This is a genomic window from Roseateles sp. P1_C1_2 (assembly GCF_056406535.1).
The window spans coordinates 185,373-203,373 of the sequence record NZ_JBFUAB010000009.1; the positions used below are offsets into that span (position 1 = coordinate 185,373).

The following is an 18,001-nucleotide window of genomic DNA, read 5'->3' on the forward strand; positions in this document are numbered from 1 at the left end:
CTGGGCTGCAGCGGCCAGCAGGGCAAGACGGCGCTTGCACTGCGAACTACTTTGTCACGCCTGCAGCAGTGCCAGGTGTTGCCCGCTGGGGAAAATCACCCACGCCTTCCTTCGTCCGCTCCACCTTGCGGATCGTGCCGTCGCCGTTGAAGTGCAGGTACTCCGCCGTCACATGCCGCTGCTTCTTCGCGCAGGCCGCGCCCGGCGTGTCCAGCCAGCGGTGATAGAACAGCACCCACTGCCCCTTGTACTCAACGATGGAGTGGTGGTTGTTGGCGTTGTTCTCCTGCTCCATGATGACGCCGTGGTACTTCCACGGCCCGGTGGGCGAGGTGGACGTGTAGTAGGTCAGGATGCGGTTGTGCTCGGGCATCGTGAAGTAGTAGAGGCCCTTCCTCTTGAACACCCACGGCCCCTCCATCGGCGGCTCGTAGCCGCCCATGTCCATCTTCTTCAGCTCGCCCTTGAGGCTGCGCATGTCGTCGGCCATCTCGGCCACCAGGTAGTTGACGCCCGACGTGCGGCTGTAGAGGTAGGCGCGGCCGTCGTCGTCGACGAACAGCACCGGATCGTTGGCATAGGGCTTGCGCCACAGCGGCGCGCCAATCATGTCCTTGAAGGGGCCGGCGGGCGAGTCGCTCTCGGCGATGCCTATGCCCATCCACTTGGTGCTGAGCTTGGGGTTCTGCCGGTCCTTGATGCCATTGCCGGCGGGGAAGACGAGGTAGTACTTGCCGTTCTTGTAGGCCGCGTCGGGCGCCCAGGCGTAGTCGTCGGCCCACTTCAAATCCTTCACCGACAGCACGGCGCCGTGGTTCGTCCAGTTGACGAGGTCGGTCGACGAGAAGGCGACCCAGTCCTTCATGTGGAAATCGGCCTGGCACTCCTCGTCGTGCGAGGTGTAGAGCCACATCCTGCCGTCGGGCCAGACGTGGCCGGACGGGTCGGCGGTGCGCAGGTCCTTGCCAAGGTTCAGCGGGTTCTGGGCCTGCGCCAGCGGCGTGGCGAGCAGGGCGGCGAGCGCGAGGGATGCGAGCTTCATGGATTGCCTTTGCAGGCGCCGGGCAGCAGCTCGGCGCCATCGAACATCAGGTCAGCCTGGCGAGCCTTCAGGTACACAGAAGCGCCAGGGCGATCAGGCAGCGTGAGTGTCGCGGTCAGGCGGTTGGCCAGCACGCCTTGCGCCCAGGAGGTGTCCTGGGTGCCGCGCGGCCAGCGCAGCGGATAGGTCTGGCCGCCGACCAGCACATCGGCCTGCCAAGCCTCATGCGTGGCCTGCGGGTAGATGGGCAATACGTGGACACGCAGGCAGCTGGGGCCGGTGGGGGCTTCAGCTTGCAGGTCCACGGTGGCGTCGGGTTGCAGCGACCTCAGCACGCCCTCGCCACGGCCGAGGCCAGGGATGCGGCGCCAGCCCTGCGACGCGGTCACCCGCAGCGATGGCAGTACTGGGGCCGCTGACACGGGTGCGAGGTCAGCGGCAGCCTTGGCGAGATCGCGCAGCGCATCGTCCGCATGACCACCCAGGCCGACCGCCGGCAGCAGCGGGGCCTGCTGGCGGTAGCTGGTCCACAAGCCATCCGCCGGCTCCTCGGCCAGCATGCCCGCCCAGCGGCCGCTGTTGTAGCGCCCAGTCAGCGCCTTGAGGCGCTGGTCGGCACGCACCGCATGGGCCGCGAAGCGGCGGGCACCGGCCGGGTCGCGCTCCATCGTGGCGGCGTAGCGCTCCAGCGCGAAGAAGCGCTCGTTGGCCAGGGCCGAGGCACGCAGCGGGTATTCGACGAGCTGGAAGAAGCCGCCCTGCTGCGCGCTAGCGATGCGCGGGCGCACGGCGTCCAGCGCGAGGAGCAGGCGCGCGAATCGGTGCAGGCGCTCGTCGATGACCGCCGGCGCAAGCCCGCTGCGGCGCGCACGTTCGCCGGGCAGATGGAATTGCAGATGCTCGGGACGGCGCTCGAAGTTGAGGCGGTAGTAGCCATCCCAGATGTCCGCGATTTCGGTGACGCCGAACAGCCGCGCGGCCAGGTCGCGGAGGTAGCCGCCCTGCCCTTGCGCCCGCACGGCGGCCGGGTTCCAGGCCAGGTCGAACCAGTGGCTGAGGTTGACCTCGTGCGGCTTGATGTCGCCGGCGTTGGCCATCCACAGCCGCTGTGCGCCGGCATCGAAGGCGCGACCCATCTCCTCCGCCACCAGCGCCGGCGGTGTCGTGCTCAGCCACAGATAGGACAGCGGCGCGCCGAGATAGGACAGGTGGTAGTAGACGCCCGAGCCACCCGAGCGTTGGGCTTGAGCCGCGTCGGGAAACTGGCGGATATAGCCGAAGTTGTCGTCGGGCCAGACCAGGGTCACATCGTCCGGCAGCGCCAGGCCGGGCAGCAGCGGCAGCACTTCCTTGTAGGGCACGAAGACTTGCGGCAGTTGCCGCGGGTCGCCGACATGACGGGCCAGCAACTCGCGCTGATCGGCCAGCAGGCGGTTCAGCAGCGCCTGCTTCTCGGCCACCGTGCCGCCACCCTGCATGCCGGAGTCGTGGATGCCGCGCATGCCCAGCGTGTAGAGGTTGTCGAAGCGGCCATTCGTCTTCAGCCGCTCGGCCCAGTAGTCGCGCACCTGTTCAGGATGTGTCGCGTAGTTGTACTGCTCGTGCGGCGCGCTCCACTCGGCGACGTTGTTGCGCAGCAGGGGTTCGGCGTGGGACGAACCCATGACGATGCCGTAGCGCTGCGCGAGCCTGGCGTTGCGTGGGTCGGCGTTGAAGGCACCCGAAACCTGGTGCATGGCTGGCCACAGCGTGTTGGCCTTCAGGCGCAGCAGCAGGCGGAAGACCTGCTCGTAGGTGCGCGGACCGAGGGTGCCGGCCTCGGGCTCGAAAGTGCGCGCGGCCCAGGGGAAGAGCCCCCAGTCCTCGTCATTGATGAAGAGGCCGCGGTACTTCACGGCGGGACCATCGTGCAGCGGCGCATCGAGGCTGAGGTGCAGTGGCCCGCGCTTGAGCGGCGCGACGTCGGCCCACCAATGCCAGGGCGACACACCCAGGGCCTGGCTCAGCGTGTAGACGCCATAGGCCGTGCCGCGGGGGTCGGCGCCGGCGATGACGAGGGCCGCTTTCACGCCCGGCGCGGGGTTGCGCAGCAGCGCAATCTGGAAGCATTCCCAGCAGCCCTTGAGCTTGCTGAGGTCGAGACCGGCGGCGTCGATGGCGGCGTGGCGGCCCACGGTGCCGACCCAGATCTGCACTGAGCCCTTGCTGCCGACGCTCAGGCCCAGCCGCTTCAGGTCGTTGGCAAGGTCGCTGGCGACGAAGGCTTCGAGCGGGTCGGCATCCGGCGCTGCGACGATGACAGCGCCGTCCAGCGGCACGCTGCCCAGCGTGGCCTTGACGTCGACAGCGAGCCCGGCATGCGCTGCGCTGGCCAGCGCACACAGCAAGGCCAGCAGCAGCGCGCGCATCAACGGGCTCCGAAAGCCGCGCGCAGGTCCGGCGGTGGCGCGTTGCGGTCCACCGTCAGCCAGCCATCCTGCAGCTTCATCTCCGCCACCTGGATGACGGTGCGCTGGTGCCAGCGGTCGTCCGTCTTCGCTTCGGGCTCGCCGCTCTGGTGCGTGAAGTAGAAGAGGTAGGCCCGGCCGTCCACGACGGTCACGCCGGGGTGCTGGCCCTTGGCGCGGTCGGTCGGGTGAAGGCCGACGTCGGACAGCAGCCGCGCGGGCTGCTCTTCCCAGTTCTGGGCGCCGTCGGAGCGCATGACCAGCAGGCCCTTCCACAGGTCCGCCACCAGCCACCACTTGCCGGCAAAGTGGAAGACGGTGGGGCCTTCGCCAGCCAGCTGGCTGACCGGGCCGCGCACGGTCCAGGTCTTCAGGTCGGGACTGTCGGCCACCTTGAGCCTGCTGCCACCCTGCTCGTCCTTGAACCACATCCGCCAGCCCCCTTGCGGCGCGCGAATGACGGACGCGTCGATGACCTTGGGCGAGCCGAGGTCCGCGCGGCCGGCGCAGGTCCAGCTGCGCAGGTCGGTACTCGTCAGATGCTCGATGCGGCGCTCGCCGGTCCAGCTCCTGTGCACGCCGGGCACGATGGTCAGCCACAGGTGATACACGCCGTCGAAGTCCTGGATCTCGGGCGCCCAAAGCGTGACACCGGTGCATTCGGTCGGGAACTTGGCCTCGCCCGCGGCGCGCCAGTGGTTGCCGTCGTCCGTCGTCGCAATCGCTATGGGCGTGGCGTGCACCCAGCTCACATCCTTGGGGTCGTCCAGCCGCAGCGTGGCGCGGCGGTTGGTATAGAACATCTCCCAGCGTTTGAGGCCGCGGTTGAAGACCAGGGACACGTCGGCAGCACCGTCCAGTACGGGGTCGCGATAGAGCGGGCGCGGTGCCGGTTCAACGCTTGCACAGCCGGTCAGCAGCGCAAACAGAAGCAGGCCGATGAGCTTCATGGCGTCGTGATGGTCAGATACCGCGGCGGCTTCATGCCGTGGCCCAGATGGAAGCTCGTGTGCGGAGGTTGGTTGTAGCCGGCATTCTGCGCGGCCACTTGCACGCGGTACTGCGGGTCGTGCATCAGCGTGACGAGGCGGTGCTCGGTCGGCACGGCGGTCGAGAAAATCAGCAGCGCGCTGCTGTCTTCATTGCGCCAGACCACTTCCTCGCGCCAGTCGCCGAACAGGTCGGCCGACAGCACGGGGTTGCCCTTGGTGCCGTTGTTGGATGCGGCGCCGTATTTCTTGCCGTTCAGCAGGTTCTCGAACTTGAAGGTGGCGGGGTTCCACTTGTCGATGGCGACATGGTCCAGCGACTCGCGCAGCAGGTCGCCGTCCCACCAAAGGGCGAAGTTGTAGCGGTTGGGGTGCTGCTCGCTGATGAGCTTGCCGCCCGCGCTCATCAGGCCGCCGACGCTGCCCCAGCATTCGGCGCCGGGGTAGGCGGGGTCGATGTCGAAGCAGACGCCGCGGCCCACGTCGGTGTTCTTGCCCGACATGCTCCACAAGACCTTGCCGGTGGCGGCATCGTGCATCTCCAGGCCATGCTCGCCGTAGCAGCGCGGGCTCTCGTGCACCATGAAGATCTGTTGTTGGCCTTCGCGCGCGGGGTCGAAGGCACTGACGTGCAGTGCATCGCCATGGCAGAGGCCCGTGCTGTAGAGCAGCTTGCCGGAACTCGCGATGGTGGCGGCGCCGTAGATGATGTCCTGCCGGCCGTCGCCGTCCACGTCGGCGACCGAGAACCAGTGGGCGCCCTGTCCTGCCGCGGGTTTGGCTGAAGCATCGCTCTCACTGTCGAACACCCAACGCTGGCTCAGCTTGCCGTCGCGCCAATCCCAGGCGGCCAGCACCGCGCGGGTGTAGTAGCCGCGCGAGAACACGGCGCTCGGGCGCTGGCCATCCAGGTAGGCCACGCCGGCCAGGAAGCGGTCGACGCGGTTGCCATAGGCATCGCCCCAGGCCGTCACCTCGCCGCGCGCCGGTGTGTAAGCCACCGTGGCCATGGCCGCGCCGCTCAGGCCGTTGAAGACGGTCAGGAACTCCGGCCCGGCCAGCACATAGCCGGCCTCGTTGCGGTAGTCGGCCTTGGCGTCGCCGAGACCCAAGCCTTGGCCATCCACCGTGCCGTCGGCCGTCTTCAGCATGAGCTCGGCCTTGCCGTCACCGTCGAAGTCGTAGGCGAGGAAGCTGGTGTAGTGGGCGCCGGCACGGATGTTCTGGCCGAGGTCGATGCGCCACAGCCGCGTGCCGTCCAGCTTGTAGGCGTCGATCAGCGTGTGGCCGGTGTGGCCCTTGTGCGAGTTGTCGTGGGCATTGGTGGGCTGCCATTTCACGATCAGCTCGTATTGCCCGTCGCCGTCGAGGTCGGCCGCCGCGCCATCGTTGGCCTCGTAGGTGTAGGCCACGCCGTCGGGCGTCACGCCGCCTGCGGGCTTTTGCAGCGGCAGGCGCAGATAGGGCTGGCTCCATGGTGCAGCGGCATGCGAGGCCGTCTGCTCCTGGCCGTCGACGACGGCACGCACCGTGTAGAGGCTGTCTGCACGTCCTTGCGCATCGACCAGGTTGGTCAGGAGCTGTGGCTCGGGGTTGACGCGCTTGCCATCGCGGTAGACGTTGAAGCGCACCCCGGCCGGCTCGGTGCCGAGCAGGCGCCAGCTGACGAAGACACCGTTCGCCGTGACAAGCGCGACGACACCGCGGTCCAGCTTCTCCATCTGCTTGGGTTGGGCCTGGGCAAGCCCTGCCAGGAGCAGGCAACAGGCAAGAAGACGGCGCGGAAGACTCATGGTGTGCTCAAAAAAAACGGCCCCAGCTTCAGGCGGGGGCCGGCGCGCTCACGGCGCAACTACGGAGGCCATGCCGGCCCGGGAGTTCATGAAGAAGGAGTGATCAGAGCTTGTAGCCCAAGGTCACGTAGTAGCGGCGGCCCGACCAGGCGAGCTCGTTGGGCCGACCCAGGTCGCCCGCATAGGTCAGTTCGGCCTGGTTGGTCAGGTTCTTGGCTTCGACGGCCAGCGTGAAGTTCTTCGTGGCCTTCCACTGGATCTTGGCGTCCAGATAGCCGGTCTTGTCGGCGAAGTTCGGGTTGCCCGAGACGTCGTTGCCACCGGTGTAGTACTTGTCGCGGTAGGCGTAGGCCAGGCGGGCATTGAAGTTGCCGTCGTCGTACCACAGGCCCAGGTTGTAGGAGTTCTTCGACAGGCCCGGATACGGCAGCACCGAGTTGTCCAACGGGCTGATCAGCTCGTTGCCCTTGGCGTAGCTGAACGTCATGTGGGTGTAGTTGGCATCGACGCCGAGGTTGCCCAGCAAGCCGGGCAGGAAGGACAGCGCCGTGCGGCCGGCCAACTCCAGGCCCTGTGTCTTGGCGCCCTCGCCGTTGATGGCCTGCGTCACGTCGAACAGGCGGCCGTCGCCGTAGAAGTTGACGCCGCGGTTCACGATGCCCTTGCGGACATAGGTGCCGATTTCGGTGCGGAAGGTGGCCAGGCTGAGCTGCGTGTCGCGGCTGGGGTAGTACTCCAGGCTCAGGTCGTACTTGGTGGCACGGTAGGGCTTCAGGTCGGGGTTGCCGGCCGTGCAGTCGTCGGTGCCGTCACCGCCGCGCGCCGGGTCGCCGCTGCCCGTCGTGCAGGTGACGTTGGGCGCCAGCAGGTCGATCGCCGGGCGCGCCATCACCTTGGCTGCACCACCGCGGACCAGCAGCTGGCCGTTGATCAGCTGCAGCGTGGCGTTCAGGCTGGGCAGCACGTCGTTGTAGCTGTTGCTGAGCGTCACCACCGAATTGCTGTTCACGAGCACCGAGCAGGTCGACACGGTGGCTGGGTTGCAGGTACGGTCCGTCTTCAGGCCCGTCGAGGTCAGGTCGGTGCGGGTGTAGCGCACGCCCACGTTGCCATCGAGCGGCAGGCCAAAGACCTCCGTGCCCCAGTCCAGCCGCACATAGCCGGCCTTGACCTTCTCGATGACGTCGAAGGCCGGAATCTGCGGATAGGTCTTGCCGTCGTTGCCGGGCGTTTGGTAAAGGTATTTGTGGGTGAAGTCGCTGGTATCGAAGATGCCGGAGGACGCCGTTGCCGCATAGCTCGGCGCCGTCCAGTTGGCCGGTACGCCGCTGACGTCGCCATAGCCACCCATGAAGGTGCCGGGCGACTTCGTGCGGATCGTGTTGACGATCTCCTGCATGCGCGCGCTGCTCACATACGAGGTCTTGAAGCCGCTGTTGATGTAGGTCTGCGCATCGTTGGGGCGCTGCGCCGTGCCGGTGTAGAGCGGGTCCCAGATGAAGGTCTGGTTGACGTTGGCCGTGCGGGCATTGATGTCCACCGCCTCGTCGGTGGCGGTCAGGCTGCCGTTGTTCTGGATCAGGTAGCCGCCGCCGTTGTACTGGCGCGCGGTGGACTCGCGCATCTGGCCGCCGAACCACAGGCTCTGCAAGAAGCTGTGATCGATGCTGTACTGGAAGTCCAGCTTGCCCTGGCGCTCGGTGTTCTTGGTGGCCGACGGGCGGTACTGCAACTGCGCCTGCACATAGGACGACGCGTTGTCGGGGCTGTAGGCCGACGGGAAGGTGAACTGCGGCAAGTGGTTGCCGTCGAGCTTGACGACCAGGCCGGGCGCGTTCTGCGTCAGCACGATGTTGTTGCTCTCGCTCTTGTAGTCCGACTTGGAGTCACCCAGCAGGCCTTCGACGCGCCACTTGTCGTTCCTGAACTTGAAGCCGGCCGTCGTGTACTTGGACTTGATGTCCAGCGCGAAATCGCGCGCCGACGTGCTGAACGCGCCCTGGCCGCCCTGGCCGGCCACATTCAGGCAGTTGCCCACCGTGAACTGCGTGACGTGGTGGTTCTCCACCGTCATGCCGGCCGGCGTGGTGGCCGCGGGCGCCGCAACGCAGGTGCCCGCCGTGGCGACAGTGCCGTTGGCCGCATAGACCGGCGCATTGCCCGACGAAGCCAGCCGCGTGATGGCTGAAAAGTCGGTGCCGTAGTTCATGTCGTTGAGCCGCTGGGCCTGCGTGTTGGCCTGGTAGCTCACGTAGGCGTCCAGCTCCTTGGTGAACTGGTACTGGGCCGTCACTTCGGCGGAACTGCGCTCGTGGTCGCGCGTCCAGATGCCATAGCGCGAGATGCGCGGCGAGTAGTCGAACCACTGCGACTGGCAGGGAGTGCGATCAGCCGCGGCCAGCGACGCACAGCCGGCAGCGGTCGTGACCGCGGCGGCATTGGCGTTCAGGCTGGTGACGGTCTTCTCGGCCGAGAAGTCCCAGTCGCGCAGGAAGGCCCAGGACGTGTTGCGCGCAAAGTCACCGCGCGTGTAGATCTTGTCGTAGACGAGGTTGGCCATCAGGCCGAGCTTGCCGTCCAGGAACTTGTYGGCCAGCAGCAGCGTGCCACGCGGCTGCACGCCGCCGCGCAGGCTGCCCTGCTCGGCCGCCAGCGTGCCGGCGATGGTGAGCTTGGTGAAGTCCAGCGGCTTGCGCGTCTTGATCTCCACGGTGCCGCCGATGCCGCCTTCGGTCAGGTCGGCCGTCGAGCCCTTGATGACGTCGATGGAGGCGATCAGCTCCGACGCCAGCTCGCGCAACTCGGCGCCGCGGCCGGCGCCGCCCGTGGTGCTCAGCACCGACATGCCATTGATCTGGATGCGGTTCAGGTCGGGCTCGACGCCGCGGATGGACACCTGCGAGCCCTCACCGAACTGGCGCGACAGCTGCACGCCGGTGATGCGCGACAGCGCCTCGCCGACGTTCTTGTCGGGGAACTGGTCGATGTCTTCCGCCACGATGCTGTCGCTGACGGTGGAGGCGCTGCGCTTGCGGTCGATGGCGCTCTGGATGGAGCGGCGGATGCCGGTGACGACCACGGTCTCGAGCTGGTTGGCGTCCTTGGCAGCGGGCGCTGACGCGGCAGTGGCCGGTGCGGCGGGCTGCTGCGCCTGGGCCTGGCTGGCCAGTGCTGCCGAAATGGCCAGGGCCAGCGGCGTCCAACGCGAAACCGGCGAACCGCCATGAATCTTCTTCAGCATTTTGTCTTCTCCAGAATATCGACCGGGGAGAGCTCGAAATGGCTCTCTCTAATGCCCCGAAGACAGTCTAGAGGTCGGGTTTCACGCTGTGTTCACACGCTGGCAAAGAATCACGACCGTGATTGCTTTGACTCCGAGAAAACCCTTGAAAGACGCAGGTTTCGATCACGTTGGTGATTATCAAGGGCCGCTCCCGCCCTTCGCCAGGCCTGCCCGGCAGGCCCGAATAAATAGGGGCCAAACCCTTCACAGAAGAGTTTGGCCCAATATTGCGAGTATCAATATATTGAATTATTCAATCACCAATATATCCAAGACGATAGTCAGAATCTCATGGCTTTCTATCCAACCAGGCCTTGGGCACGGGCACGATGCAGATATTCATCTCGCGCCCGTCGGCAGACAGCATGGCGGACTGGATCTGGATCTTCTTGCCGTCGGGGCTGAAGGTCGGGTGGATGTGGTCGCGCGCCGTCGTCTTGTGGCCGGTGGTCAGCACGATCATTTCGCGCGTCTTGCGGTCGATAAGATAGAGGCTGCGGCCGAAGTCGTCGCCCGTCGCAAAGCGCCCATCCGGCGAGCCATGCACATGCCACAGGCCGCTGCCCGCAGGCGTCTGGCCGGCAATGATGACCTCGCGGGTGCGCAGATTGACGATGGCCAGGCCAGTCGGCTTTTCGCGCGTGCCGGCGTCGCCCCAGGCGGCGTCCTGGCCCGGGTTGGCGCCGCCCACATCGGTGGCGGCCGGCCGGTTCGGGTCGACGACGCCGGGAATGGCGCGGTGGCCCATGATGGCCAGGGCCACCTCGTCCTTGCCGATGAAGGCCTCGTGCGTGACCCACTCATAGGGCGCCTCCGGGTAGAGCGGGCGCAGGCCGCTGCCGTCGCCCTTGACGGTCCACGTGCGCTGCGGCGACTTGCCGCCCGTCTCCCAGCTGAACACCAGCTCGCCCGGGTTCCAGCTGTTGCTCTGGATATGGCCGATCTGGAAGGGCACGGAGACGACGTGCTTGATCTCGCCCGTCTGCACATTGATCTTGCCGATGGCATGGGGCCCGGCGCCCATGCCGCGCGGGCCGAACGGCGCTTCGATCTTGGTGCCGGCCGGCAGCCTGGCCCCCGCGAAGGCCTTGCCGGTGACGCGGAAGTAGAACCATTGGCCATCGGCGTCCAGTGYGTTGTCGCCCACCGCTTCCAGCTCGGGCGGCAGCGTGCCGATGACGCGCTGGTAGCTGCTGGCCGGCTTCATGGCGCCGGCCTTGCTGTCGGCGAAGACGCGGTCCAGGTCCACCTCGATGGCCTGCATGGCCTTGGCCGCGCCGCCCTTGTCGGGCCGCAGGAAGTAGAGCTTGTTGCCACCCGACTGCGCGAGGTTGAGCATGCCGTCGTAGCCGCCCTCGGTGACCTGCACCATGTCGCCCGTCGCCTCGTTGACGGCGATGGCCTCGCCTTTGACGCGTGCCGAGCGGAACACCAGCCACTGGCCATCGGCCGTCCATTGCGGGTGGCTGGGGTAGATCTTGGAGTCACCGCGCGGCTGGGTCGTCAGAAAGGTCAGCGGCGTGCCGGTGACGGGGTCGGGCACGACGCGCTTCTCGGAGGGGAAGCGCTGGCCGATCTGGGCCCAGGCGGGCGCCATCACGACCAGGAGAGTCAACAGCAGGGAGGTCTTGCGAAGCGACATGATGGGTGCCCGGTAGAAGTGGCGCGACTCTAGGACCGGCTCTGTTGCGCGATGTTGCTGGGCCTCAATCGCTCAAGAACTTGCGCCGTCCCGGGTCGGGCTGCTCCTAGCATCCGCGCCATGATCCGAACGCTCATCGCCCTGCTCTCACTGCTGGCCTGGCCTCTGGCCCAGGCCCAGACCTTCACCGCCAGCACCGACCCGGCGCGCGCCCAGGTCAAGCTGCCGGAGCCGGCTCGGCCCGAGCTGCCGTCCCTCATCCTGATCGGCGACTCGACGGTGCGCAATGGCCAGGATGATGGCCAGGGCAAGGGCGCCGAAGGTCAGTGGGGCTGGGGCAACCCGATCGCCGCTTACTTCGACACGAACAGGATCAATGTCGTCAATCGCGCCGTTGGCGGCTTGAGCAGCCGCACCTACCGCACGAGCGGCCACTGGGAGCGCACCAAGCCGTTCATCAAGCGCGGCGACTGGGTCGTCGTGCAGTTCGGCCACAACGACGCCAGCCCCGTCAACGACAACAGCCGCGCTCGCGGCGTGCTGCGCGGCACAGGCCCCGAGAAGGAAGACATCGACAACCTGCTGACCGGCAAGCGGGAGACCGTCTACACCTACGGGGCCTATCTGCGCGGCTACATCGGCGAGATCCGTGCGGCCGGGGCCACGCCCGTCATCGCCTCGCCGGTGATCCGCAAACGCTGGGAGGCCGACGGTGTGAAGGTGACGCGCGCCGGCGGCAACTACGCCGCTTGGGCCGCCGAGGTGGCCAAGCAGGAGGGCGTGGCCTTCATCGACCTCAACGAGTGGGGTGCGCTGCGCTACGAGGCGCTGGGCAAGGCCACGGTCGAGAAGCTCTTCCCTGCCGACACGCCCCAGGAGACCGTGCACACCAACTGGCTCGGCGCGGCGGTCAACGCGCAGCTCGTCATCGCCGGGCTGATCCAGAACAAGCTGCTGCCGGACGACGTCTACACGCGCCGCTTCGCGCCCGACGGCAGCGACGACCGGCCCGTGGTCGATGCGCGCAAGGTCAAGGTCGAGGCGCCGCGCGACGCCAGTCTGCCCAGCCTCGTGCTGATCGGCGACTCCACCGTGCGCAGCGGTGGCCAGAACGGCGCCTTTGGCTGGGGCGAGCGGCTGGCCGCCTTCTTCGACACCCAGCGCATCAACGTCGTCAACAACGCCATCGGCGGGCGCAGCAGCCGCACCTTCTTCACCGAAGGCCGCTGGGCGTCAGTGCTCGAGCAGCTGAAGGCCGGCGACACGCTGCTGATCCAGTTCGGCCACAACGACGGTGCCCGCATCGGCGACCCGGCCGGCAAGAACCGCGGCTCGGTGTCCGGCATCGGCCCCGAGGCCGTGGAAGACACCCGGCCCGATGGCAGCAAGGAGATGGTGCAGAGCTTTGGCTGGTACCTGGCTCGCTACATCGCCGACGCGCGCGCCAAGGGCGCCCATGTCGTCGTGCTGTCACCCATCCCGCACAAGGACCGTTGGCAGGCCGGCCAGCCACGCGACTTCGAGAACTACGCCGTCTGGGGTGAGCAGGTCGCGCGCGCCGGCGGCGCCCAGTTCATCGACCTGACCATGCTGGTCACCGAGGCCTATCGCGTCGCTGGCGCCGAGCGCGTCGAGACGTTCTTCTCCGACGCCCGCACCCACACGAACGACGCTGGCGCGGTCTTCAACGCCACCCAGGTCGTCGAGGGCCTGAAGCGCCTGCCGGGCCGGCCGCTGCAGAGCTTTCTGCACCCCGCCACGCCCTGATTTTCAGACCCACTTGCCAGCCCCGAAAAACTTCGCTTAGAATGGCGGGCTCAGGCGCTTTAGCTCAGTTGGTTAGAGCGATGGAATCATAATCCACAGGTCCGGGGTTCGAGTCCCTGAAGCGCCACCAAACAAAGCCAACGGGCTGTCCTTTTCAGGGCAGCCCGTTTTGCTTTGCGCCGTAGACCTGGTCCGCTGCACCTGGCCCGCTATTTCGCCGGGCCGGCAAAGCGCTGCTGGACCAGCGCCCCGACGGCCATGCCGATCTGGTTGCCCACCTCCGTCGAGTTCCGGTAATGCACGCCGTCATAGACGCGCGCCATGCGCACCTCTTCCATGAAGGCCTCGACGCTGTCCCACTCGCGCACGGCACCGGGCAGTGTGGGGCTGGTCGAGCTGAGGCGAGGCATGGCCTTGCCGCGCATCTCCTCGCGCAGCACCGCGCCAAGCGCGCCCGACACCACGCAATGGGCGCAGGGGTATTCCGGGTGCATGGGCGTGGCGATGAAGGGCGTCCAGCCTGGGTCAGCCGCTGTCTTGCTGCCGCCGGCCAGATGCTCGACGCGGATGGCCGTGATGGGGCGCCAGAAGTTGTAGGCGTACTTGGCGTCGAAGACGGCAATCAGTGCGTCGTCGATGGCCATGCCGGTGGCGGCGTAAAGCCGTGCGTTCTGCACCACCGTGCGCCCCGGCATCTGGCCGACGGCCTTCAGCACGGGGTAATAGATCATTGGCCGCGTGTCCTCCCAGAAGCGCGCGATATCGGTCTGGGTCGCCGTACGGGCCGTGCTGCTCTTGCCACCCAGCGCACGCACCTCCTGCAGGTCGCGCGCCCAGCCCTCGCTGGCGAGATCGGGTGGCGGCCCGGGCCGGAACTGGTCGGCACGCGCCATCACCCAGGGCGTGCGCCGCGGCCAGGTCGGGACGGCGGGAACCACCGTGGGCACGTAGCGGCCGGGCGTTGTCTGCCACTGATAGTTGTCAGGGCCAGCGGCACCATCGGCCGCGGCGCGCGCGAGCACCTGAGCGGCCGCCTTTTCGCCAACGGCGATGCCGTCCGCCTTGGCCGCGCCCTCGGGCATGTTTTTCAGCGCGGCCTGGTAGGCCGAGTCGATGGCCGCCTTCTCGGCCGGCATCAGGGCTGTCAGCGTGGCGCGGTTGGCGGCGGCCACCGCCGCCTCGATCGACGCACCGGCGGGTGCCGCCAGCCGCGACAGCCAAGGCGCATAGCGAGGCTCGATACCGTTGACCGCCTCGAAGACGGCGAGCTGTACAACGGCCAGCATGCGATGCCCGGGCGCACCGGGGCCGGCCTTGGCCACCACGTCGCATGCCGTCTGATTCCAGTCGCTGATCACGTCGGCCCGCGCCGACGTGAGGCCGGCAACCAGGCTGAGAGCAGCCAGCAGGGTTGGAATTGCACGCCACGCCGTCATGTCGATCTCCTCATCCGAAGCCAACAACAACCATAGTCGGCGGCCCGGCTGCGAGCACCGCACGCTTGGGGGGCCTCCGCGCACAGGATTGCGGTCCGACCGAATGAATCGCCCAAGGTAAACTTGCGCCCCTTCGCTGGTGCGAGCACCGCGAAGCCCCAAGCGGCGCGAGCAAGCCTCGCGCCGTCTTCATTTACGCAGCCACTGGACACATACCATGTACCGCTGTGCACTCGCGCTGGCCCTGGCCGCCAGCAGTCTGGTCGCCCACGCCCAGACCCACCGTTTCTTCACACCCCAGACCCTGCGTGGCGAACTTGTCGTCACCCAGCACCCCGACGTGCTGCTGAACGGCAAGCCCGCGCGCCTGGCGCCCGGCAGCCGCGTCAAGGGCGATAACAATCTCCTCGTGCAGCCCGCCGGCATCGCAGGCAAGAAATTCATCGTGCACTACACGGTCGAGAGCAGCGGCCTGATCATGGACGTCTGGGTGCTGAACCCCGCCGAGCTCGCCAACAAGCCCTGGCCGACGACGCCCCTCGAGGCTGCGACCTGGCAGTTCAATCCGGGCAACCAGACCTGGATCAAGCGATGAGCGCCGAAACGACGGGCAAGAAGGTCTACATCAAGACCTTCGGCTGCCAGATGAACGAGTACGACTCGGACAAGATGGCCGATGTGCTGGGCGCAGCGCAAGGCTACGAGCCGACCAACGATCCCGAGCAGGCCGACCTCATCCTGTTCAACACCTGCTCGGTGCGTGAGAAGGCGCAGGAGAAGGTCTTCAGCGACCTCGGCCGCGTGAAGCACCTCAAGGCCAAGGGCGTCATGATCGGCGTCGGTGGCTGCGTGGCCTCGCAGGAAGGCGCCGCCATCATCGAGCGCGCGCCCTATGTGGACGTCGTCTTCGGCCCGCAGACCCTGCACCGCCTGCCCGCCATGCTGGACGCCCGCCGCGAGCAGCGCCGCCCGCAGGTGGATATCTCCTTCCCCGAGATCGAGAAGTTCGACCACCTGCCGCCGGCCAAGGTGGAGGGCGCCTCGGCCTTCGTGTCCATCATGGAAGGCTGCTCCAAGTACTGCAGCTACTGCGTCGTGCCCTACACCCGCGGCGAAGAGGTCTCGCGGCCGTTCGACGACGTGCTGACCGAGATCGCCGGCCTGGCCGACCAGGGCGTCATGGAGATCAACCTGCTGGGCCAGAACGTCAATGCCTACCGCGGCAAGATGGGTGACACGGCCGAGTTCGCCGACCTGGCCCTGCTGCTGGAATACGCGGCCGAGATCCCCGGCATCCAGCGCCTGCGCTTCACCACCAGCCACCCCAACGAGTTCAGCCCCCGCCTCATCGAGGCCTACGGCAAGATCCCGCAGCTGGTGAACCATCTGCACCTGCCCGTGCAGCACGGCAGCGACCGCATCCTGATGGCCATGAAGCGCGGCTACACGGCGCTGGAGTTCAAGAGCATCGTGCGCAAGCTGCGCGCCATCCGCCCGGACCTGCGCCTGGCCAGCGACTTCATCGTCGGCTTCCCCGGCGAGACCGACGAAGACCACGCCAAGCTGATGAAGCTGGTGCACGACGTCGGCTTCGACGCGAGCTTCAGCTTCATCTTCAGCCCCCGCCCCGGCACGCCGGCCGCGGCGCTGGAGGACACGACGCCCTACGAGGTCAAGGTGAAGCGCCTGCAGGAACTGCAGGCCGCCATCGAGGCGCATGCCATCACCATCTCGCAAGGCATGGTGGGCAAGGTCGAGAAGGTGCTCGTCACCGGCAACGCCCGCAAGGACAGCTCCGAGCTGATGGGTCGCACCGAGTGCAACCGCATCGTCAACTTCCCCGGCTCGCCGCGCCTGATGAACCAGCTGGTGGACGTTCGCATCACGACGGCCTTCGCGCATTCGCTGCGCGGAGAGGTCGTCACGACTGAGGAGGTGCTCAGCGCTTGATGCTGAGCAAATACCACTGCGGCAGGGCCACGCCGAGCACCAGCAAGGCATAGCCCGCCATGCGGCCATCGCGGCCCAGCAGGACCAGCGCACCGATGGCAGCGGCCGTGCCGCCCGCCGCGCCCCAGAGCCACAACGTCCGCCAGCCCAGAGACTTCGCCTCACGCCGCCACAACCCCTTGATCGCCGCCGCCAGCAGCGCCGCCAGGCCCCAGGCTGGGGCAAACAGGTTGGCGATATGCCAGAAGGCGTCGAGTGGGCTCATGCGGCTTGACCGATGTCAGATGCGGAAAAGCCGCGAATCCTACAATTCAACCCATGTCGGTCTTTGCTCTCGGCCTGAACCACAACACCGCCCCGCTCGATCTGCGCGGGCGGTTTGCGTTCACGCTCGAGCAGCTCGCGCCTTCGCTGACCGGTCTGCGCCAGAAACTGTCGGGCACGCCCGAAGCGGCCATCCTGTCCACCTGCAACCGCACGGAGGTCTATGTGGCCGCGCCGTCGGCCCTGGTGCAGCCGGCCATCGCCTGGCTGGCCGACGCCGGCGGCGTGCAGGCCGGCGCGCTGCGCGAGCACGCCTATGTGATGCAAGGCAGCGAAGCCGCCCGCCACGCCTTCCGCGTTGCGGCCGGGCTGGACTCCATGGTGCTGGGCGAGCCGCAGATCCTCGGCCAGATGAAGCAGGCCGTGAAGGAGGCCGAAGCGGCCGGCGCCCTGGGCACGACGCTGCATCAGCTCTTCCAGCGCAGCTTCTCGGTCGCCAAGGAAGTGCGCTCCTCCACCGAGATCGGCGCCCACTCCATCAGCATGGCCGCCGCCGCCGTGCGCCTGGCCGGCCAGCTGTTCGAGGACCTGGCCAAGACGCGCGTCCTCTTCGTCGGCGCTGGCGAGATGATCGAGCTGACGGCGACCCATTTCGCGGCCAAGACGCCGCGCCAGATGGCCGTGGCCAACCGGACTCTCGAGCGCGGCGAGAAGCTCGCGACCCATTTCGGCGCCGAGGCCATGCGCCTGGCCGACCTGCCCGAGCGCCTGCATGAATTCGACATCGTCGTCAGTTGCACGGCGTCCAGCCTGCCGCTGATCGGCCTGGGCGCCGTCGAGCGGGCGCTGAAGAAACGCAAGCACCGCCCGATGTTCATGGTCGACCTGGCCGTGCCGCGCGACATCGAGCCCGAAGTCGCCCAGCTCGACGACGTCTACCTCTACACCGTCGACGAACTCGCCGCCCAGGTGCAGACCGCCGGCGAGAAGCGCCAGGCCGCCGTGGCCCAGGCCGAGGCCATCGTCGAGACCGGCGTGCAGGGCTTCATGCACTGGCTGGACCAGCGCCACACGGTGCCGCTGATCCAGGCCCTGCATGCCCAGGCCGACGACTGGCGTGCGCTCGAGATCGCCCGTGCCCGCAAGCTGCTGGCCAAGGGCGCGGGCGTGGACGAGGTGCTGGACGCGCTGTCCAAGGGCCTCACGCAGAAGCTGCTGCACGGCACGTTGGCCGAGCTGAACAGCAGCGATGGCGAACAGCGGCTGCAGCTGGCGCAGACGGTGTCGCGCCTCTTCCTGCGCGGCAAGCAGTCTTAGCGGCGATCTCGCTCGCCGCCCGGCGCCCAAGGATGGAATCCTCGCGCCGCCCCTGACTGCCCTTCTTGTTT

General features: G+C 67.5%; 12 protein-coding genes and 1 tRNA gene. 5 read left to right on the plus strand and 8 right to left on the minus strand.

Annotation, left to right across the window (positions count from 1 at the left end; translation table 11 throughout):
- Positions 1 to 46: 46 nt before the first annotated feature.
- The 6 genes from AC1D2H_RS10945 to AC1D2H_RS10970 form a co-directional block, all read right to left on the minus strand.
- Positions 47 to 1,042 carry a family 43 glycosylhydrolase gene (locus tag AC1D2H_RS10945; RefSeq protein WP_478010943.1) on the minus strand — a complete coding sequence of 332 codons (996 nt, stop codon included), beginning with the start codon at positions 1,040 to 1,042 and terminating at the stop codon, positions 47 to 49.
- Complete coding sequence (locus AC1D2H_RS10950; protein WP_478010944.1) at positions 1,039 to 3,450, minus strand: glycosyl hydrolase 115 family protein; 2,412 nt, start codon at positions 3,448 to 3,450, stop codon at positions 1,039 to 1,041. Before AC1D2H_RS10950 ends, AC1D2H_RS10945 begins: the two co-directional genes overlap by 4 nt.
- Complete coding sequence (locus AC1D2H_RS10955; RefSeq protein WP_478010945.1) at positions 3,450 to 4,439, minus strand: hypothetical protein; 990 nt, start codon at positions 4,437 to 4,439, stop codon at positions 3,450 to 3,452. The genes AC1D2H_RS10950 and AC1D2H_RS10955 overlap by 1 nt, the downstream gene beginning before the upstream one ends.
- Positions 4,436 to 6,271 carry a rhamnogalacturonan lyase gene (locus AC1D2H_RS10960; RefSeq protein WP_478010946.1) on the minus strand — a complete coding sequence of 612 codons (1,836 nt, stop codon included), beginning with the start codon at positions 6,269 to 6,271 and terminating at the stop codon, positions 4,436 to 4,438. The genes AC1D2H_RS10955 and AC1D2H_RS10960 overlap by 4 nt, the downstream gene beginning before the upstream one ends.
- 103 nt (positions 6,272 to 6,374) lie before the next feature.
- Entirely contained in the window at positions 6,375 to 9,512 is a 3,138-nt protein-coding gene (locus tag AC1D2H_RS10965) for a TonB-dependent receptor (RefSeq protein WP_478010947.1), read from the minus strand.
- A gap of 331 nt (positions 9,513 to 9,843) precedes the next feature.
- Positions 9,844 to 11,196 (minus strand): hypothetical protein, encoded by a 1,353-nt coding sequence (locus AC1D2H_RS10970; RefSeq protein ID WP_478010948.1) that lies wholly within the window; start codon positions 11,194 to 11,196, stop codon positions 9,844 to 9,846.
- Positions 11,197 to 11,316: 120 nt separating this feature from the next.
- Between AC1D2H_RS10970 and AC1D2H_RS10975 the strand changes: the two genes are divergently transcribed.
- Together AC1D2H_RS10975 and AC1D2H_RS10980 are read left to right on the plus strand one after the other, a co-directional pair.
- On the plus strand, positions 11,317 to 12,963 hold the full coding sequence (locus AC1D2H_RS10975; RefSeq protein ID WP_478010949.1) for a rhamnogalacturonan acetylesterase: 1,647 nt from the start codon (positions 11,317 to 11,319) through the stop codon (positions 12,961 to 12,963).
- Positions 12,964 to 13,016: 53 nt separating this feature from the next.
- A tRNA-Met gene (locus tag AC1D2H_RS10980) sits at positions 13,017 to 13,093 on the plus strand.
- A gap of 79 nt (positions 13,094 to 13,172) precedes the next feature.
- Here the strand turns inward: AC1D2H_RS10980 and AC1D2H_RS10985 are convergent.
- Positions 13,173 to 14,399: a vanadium-dependent haloperoxidase gene (locus AC1D2H_RS10985; protein ID WP_478010950.1), complete on the minus strand. Its 1,227-nt coding sequence runs from the start codon at positions 14,397 to 14,399 to the stop codon at positions 13,173 to 13,175.
- 217 nt (positions 14,400 to 14,616) lie between these two features.
- Here AC1D2H_RS10985 and AC1D2H_RS10990 point away from each other — a divergent pair, with 217 nt between their 5' ends.
- Together AC1D2H_RS10990 and miaB are read left to right on the plus strand one after the other, a co-directional pair.
- Positions 14,617 to 14,994, plus strand: coding sequence for a hypothetical protein (locus tag AC1D2H_RS10990; protein ID WP_478010951.1), 378 nt, complete (start codon positions 14,617 to 14,619; stop codon positions 14,992 to 14,994).
- Positions 14,991 to 16,349 (plus strand): tRNA (N6-isopentenyl adenosine(37)-C2)-methylthiotransferase MiaB, encoded by a 1,359-nt coding sequence (miaB, locus tag AC1D2H_RS10995; RefSeq protein WP_478010952.1) that lies wholly within the window; start codon positions 14,991 to 14,993, stop codon positions 16,347 to 16,349. Before AC1D2H_RS10990 ends, miaB begins: the two co-directional genes overlap by 4 nt.
- Here miaB and AC1D2H_RS11000 read toward each other — a convergent pair.
- Entirely contained in the window at positions 16,339 to 16,614 is a 276-nt protein-coding gene (locus AC1D2H_RS11000) for a hypothetical protein (protein ID WP_477930399.1), read from the minus strand. The two genes, miaB and AC1D2H_RS11000, sit on opposite strands and share 11 nt — an antisense overlap.
- Before the next feature lie 53 nt (positions 16,615 to 16,667).
- On the opposite strand from AC1D2H_RS11000, the gene hemA reads away from it, so the two are divergent.
- Complete coding sequence (gene hemA, locus AC1D2H_RS11005; protein ID WP_478010953.1) at positions 16,668 to 17,930, plus strand: glutamyl-tRNA reductase; 1,263 nt, start codon at positions 16,668 to 16,670, stop codon at positions 17,928 to 17,930.
- The last annotated feature ends 71 nt before the right edge of the window (positions 17,931 to 18,001 follow it).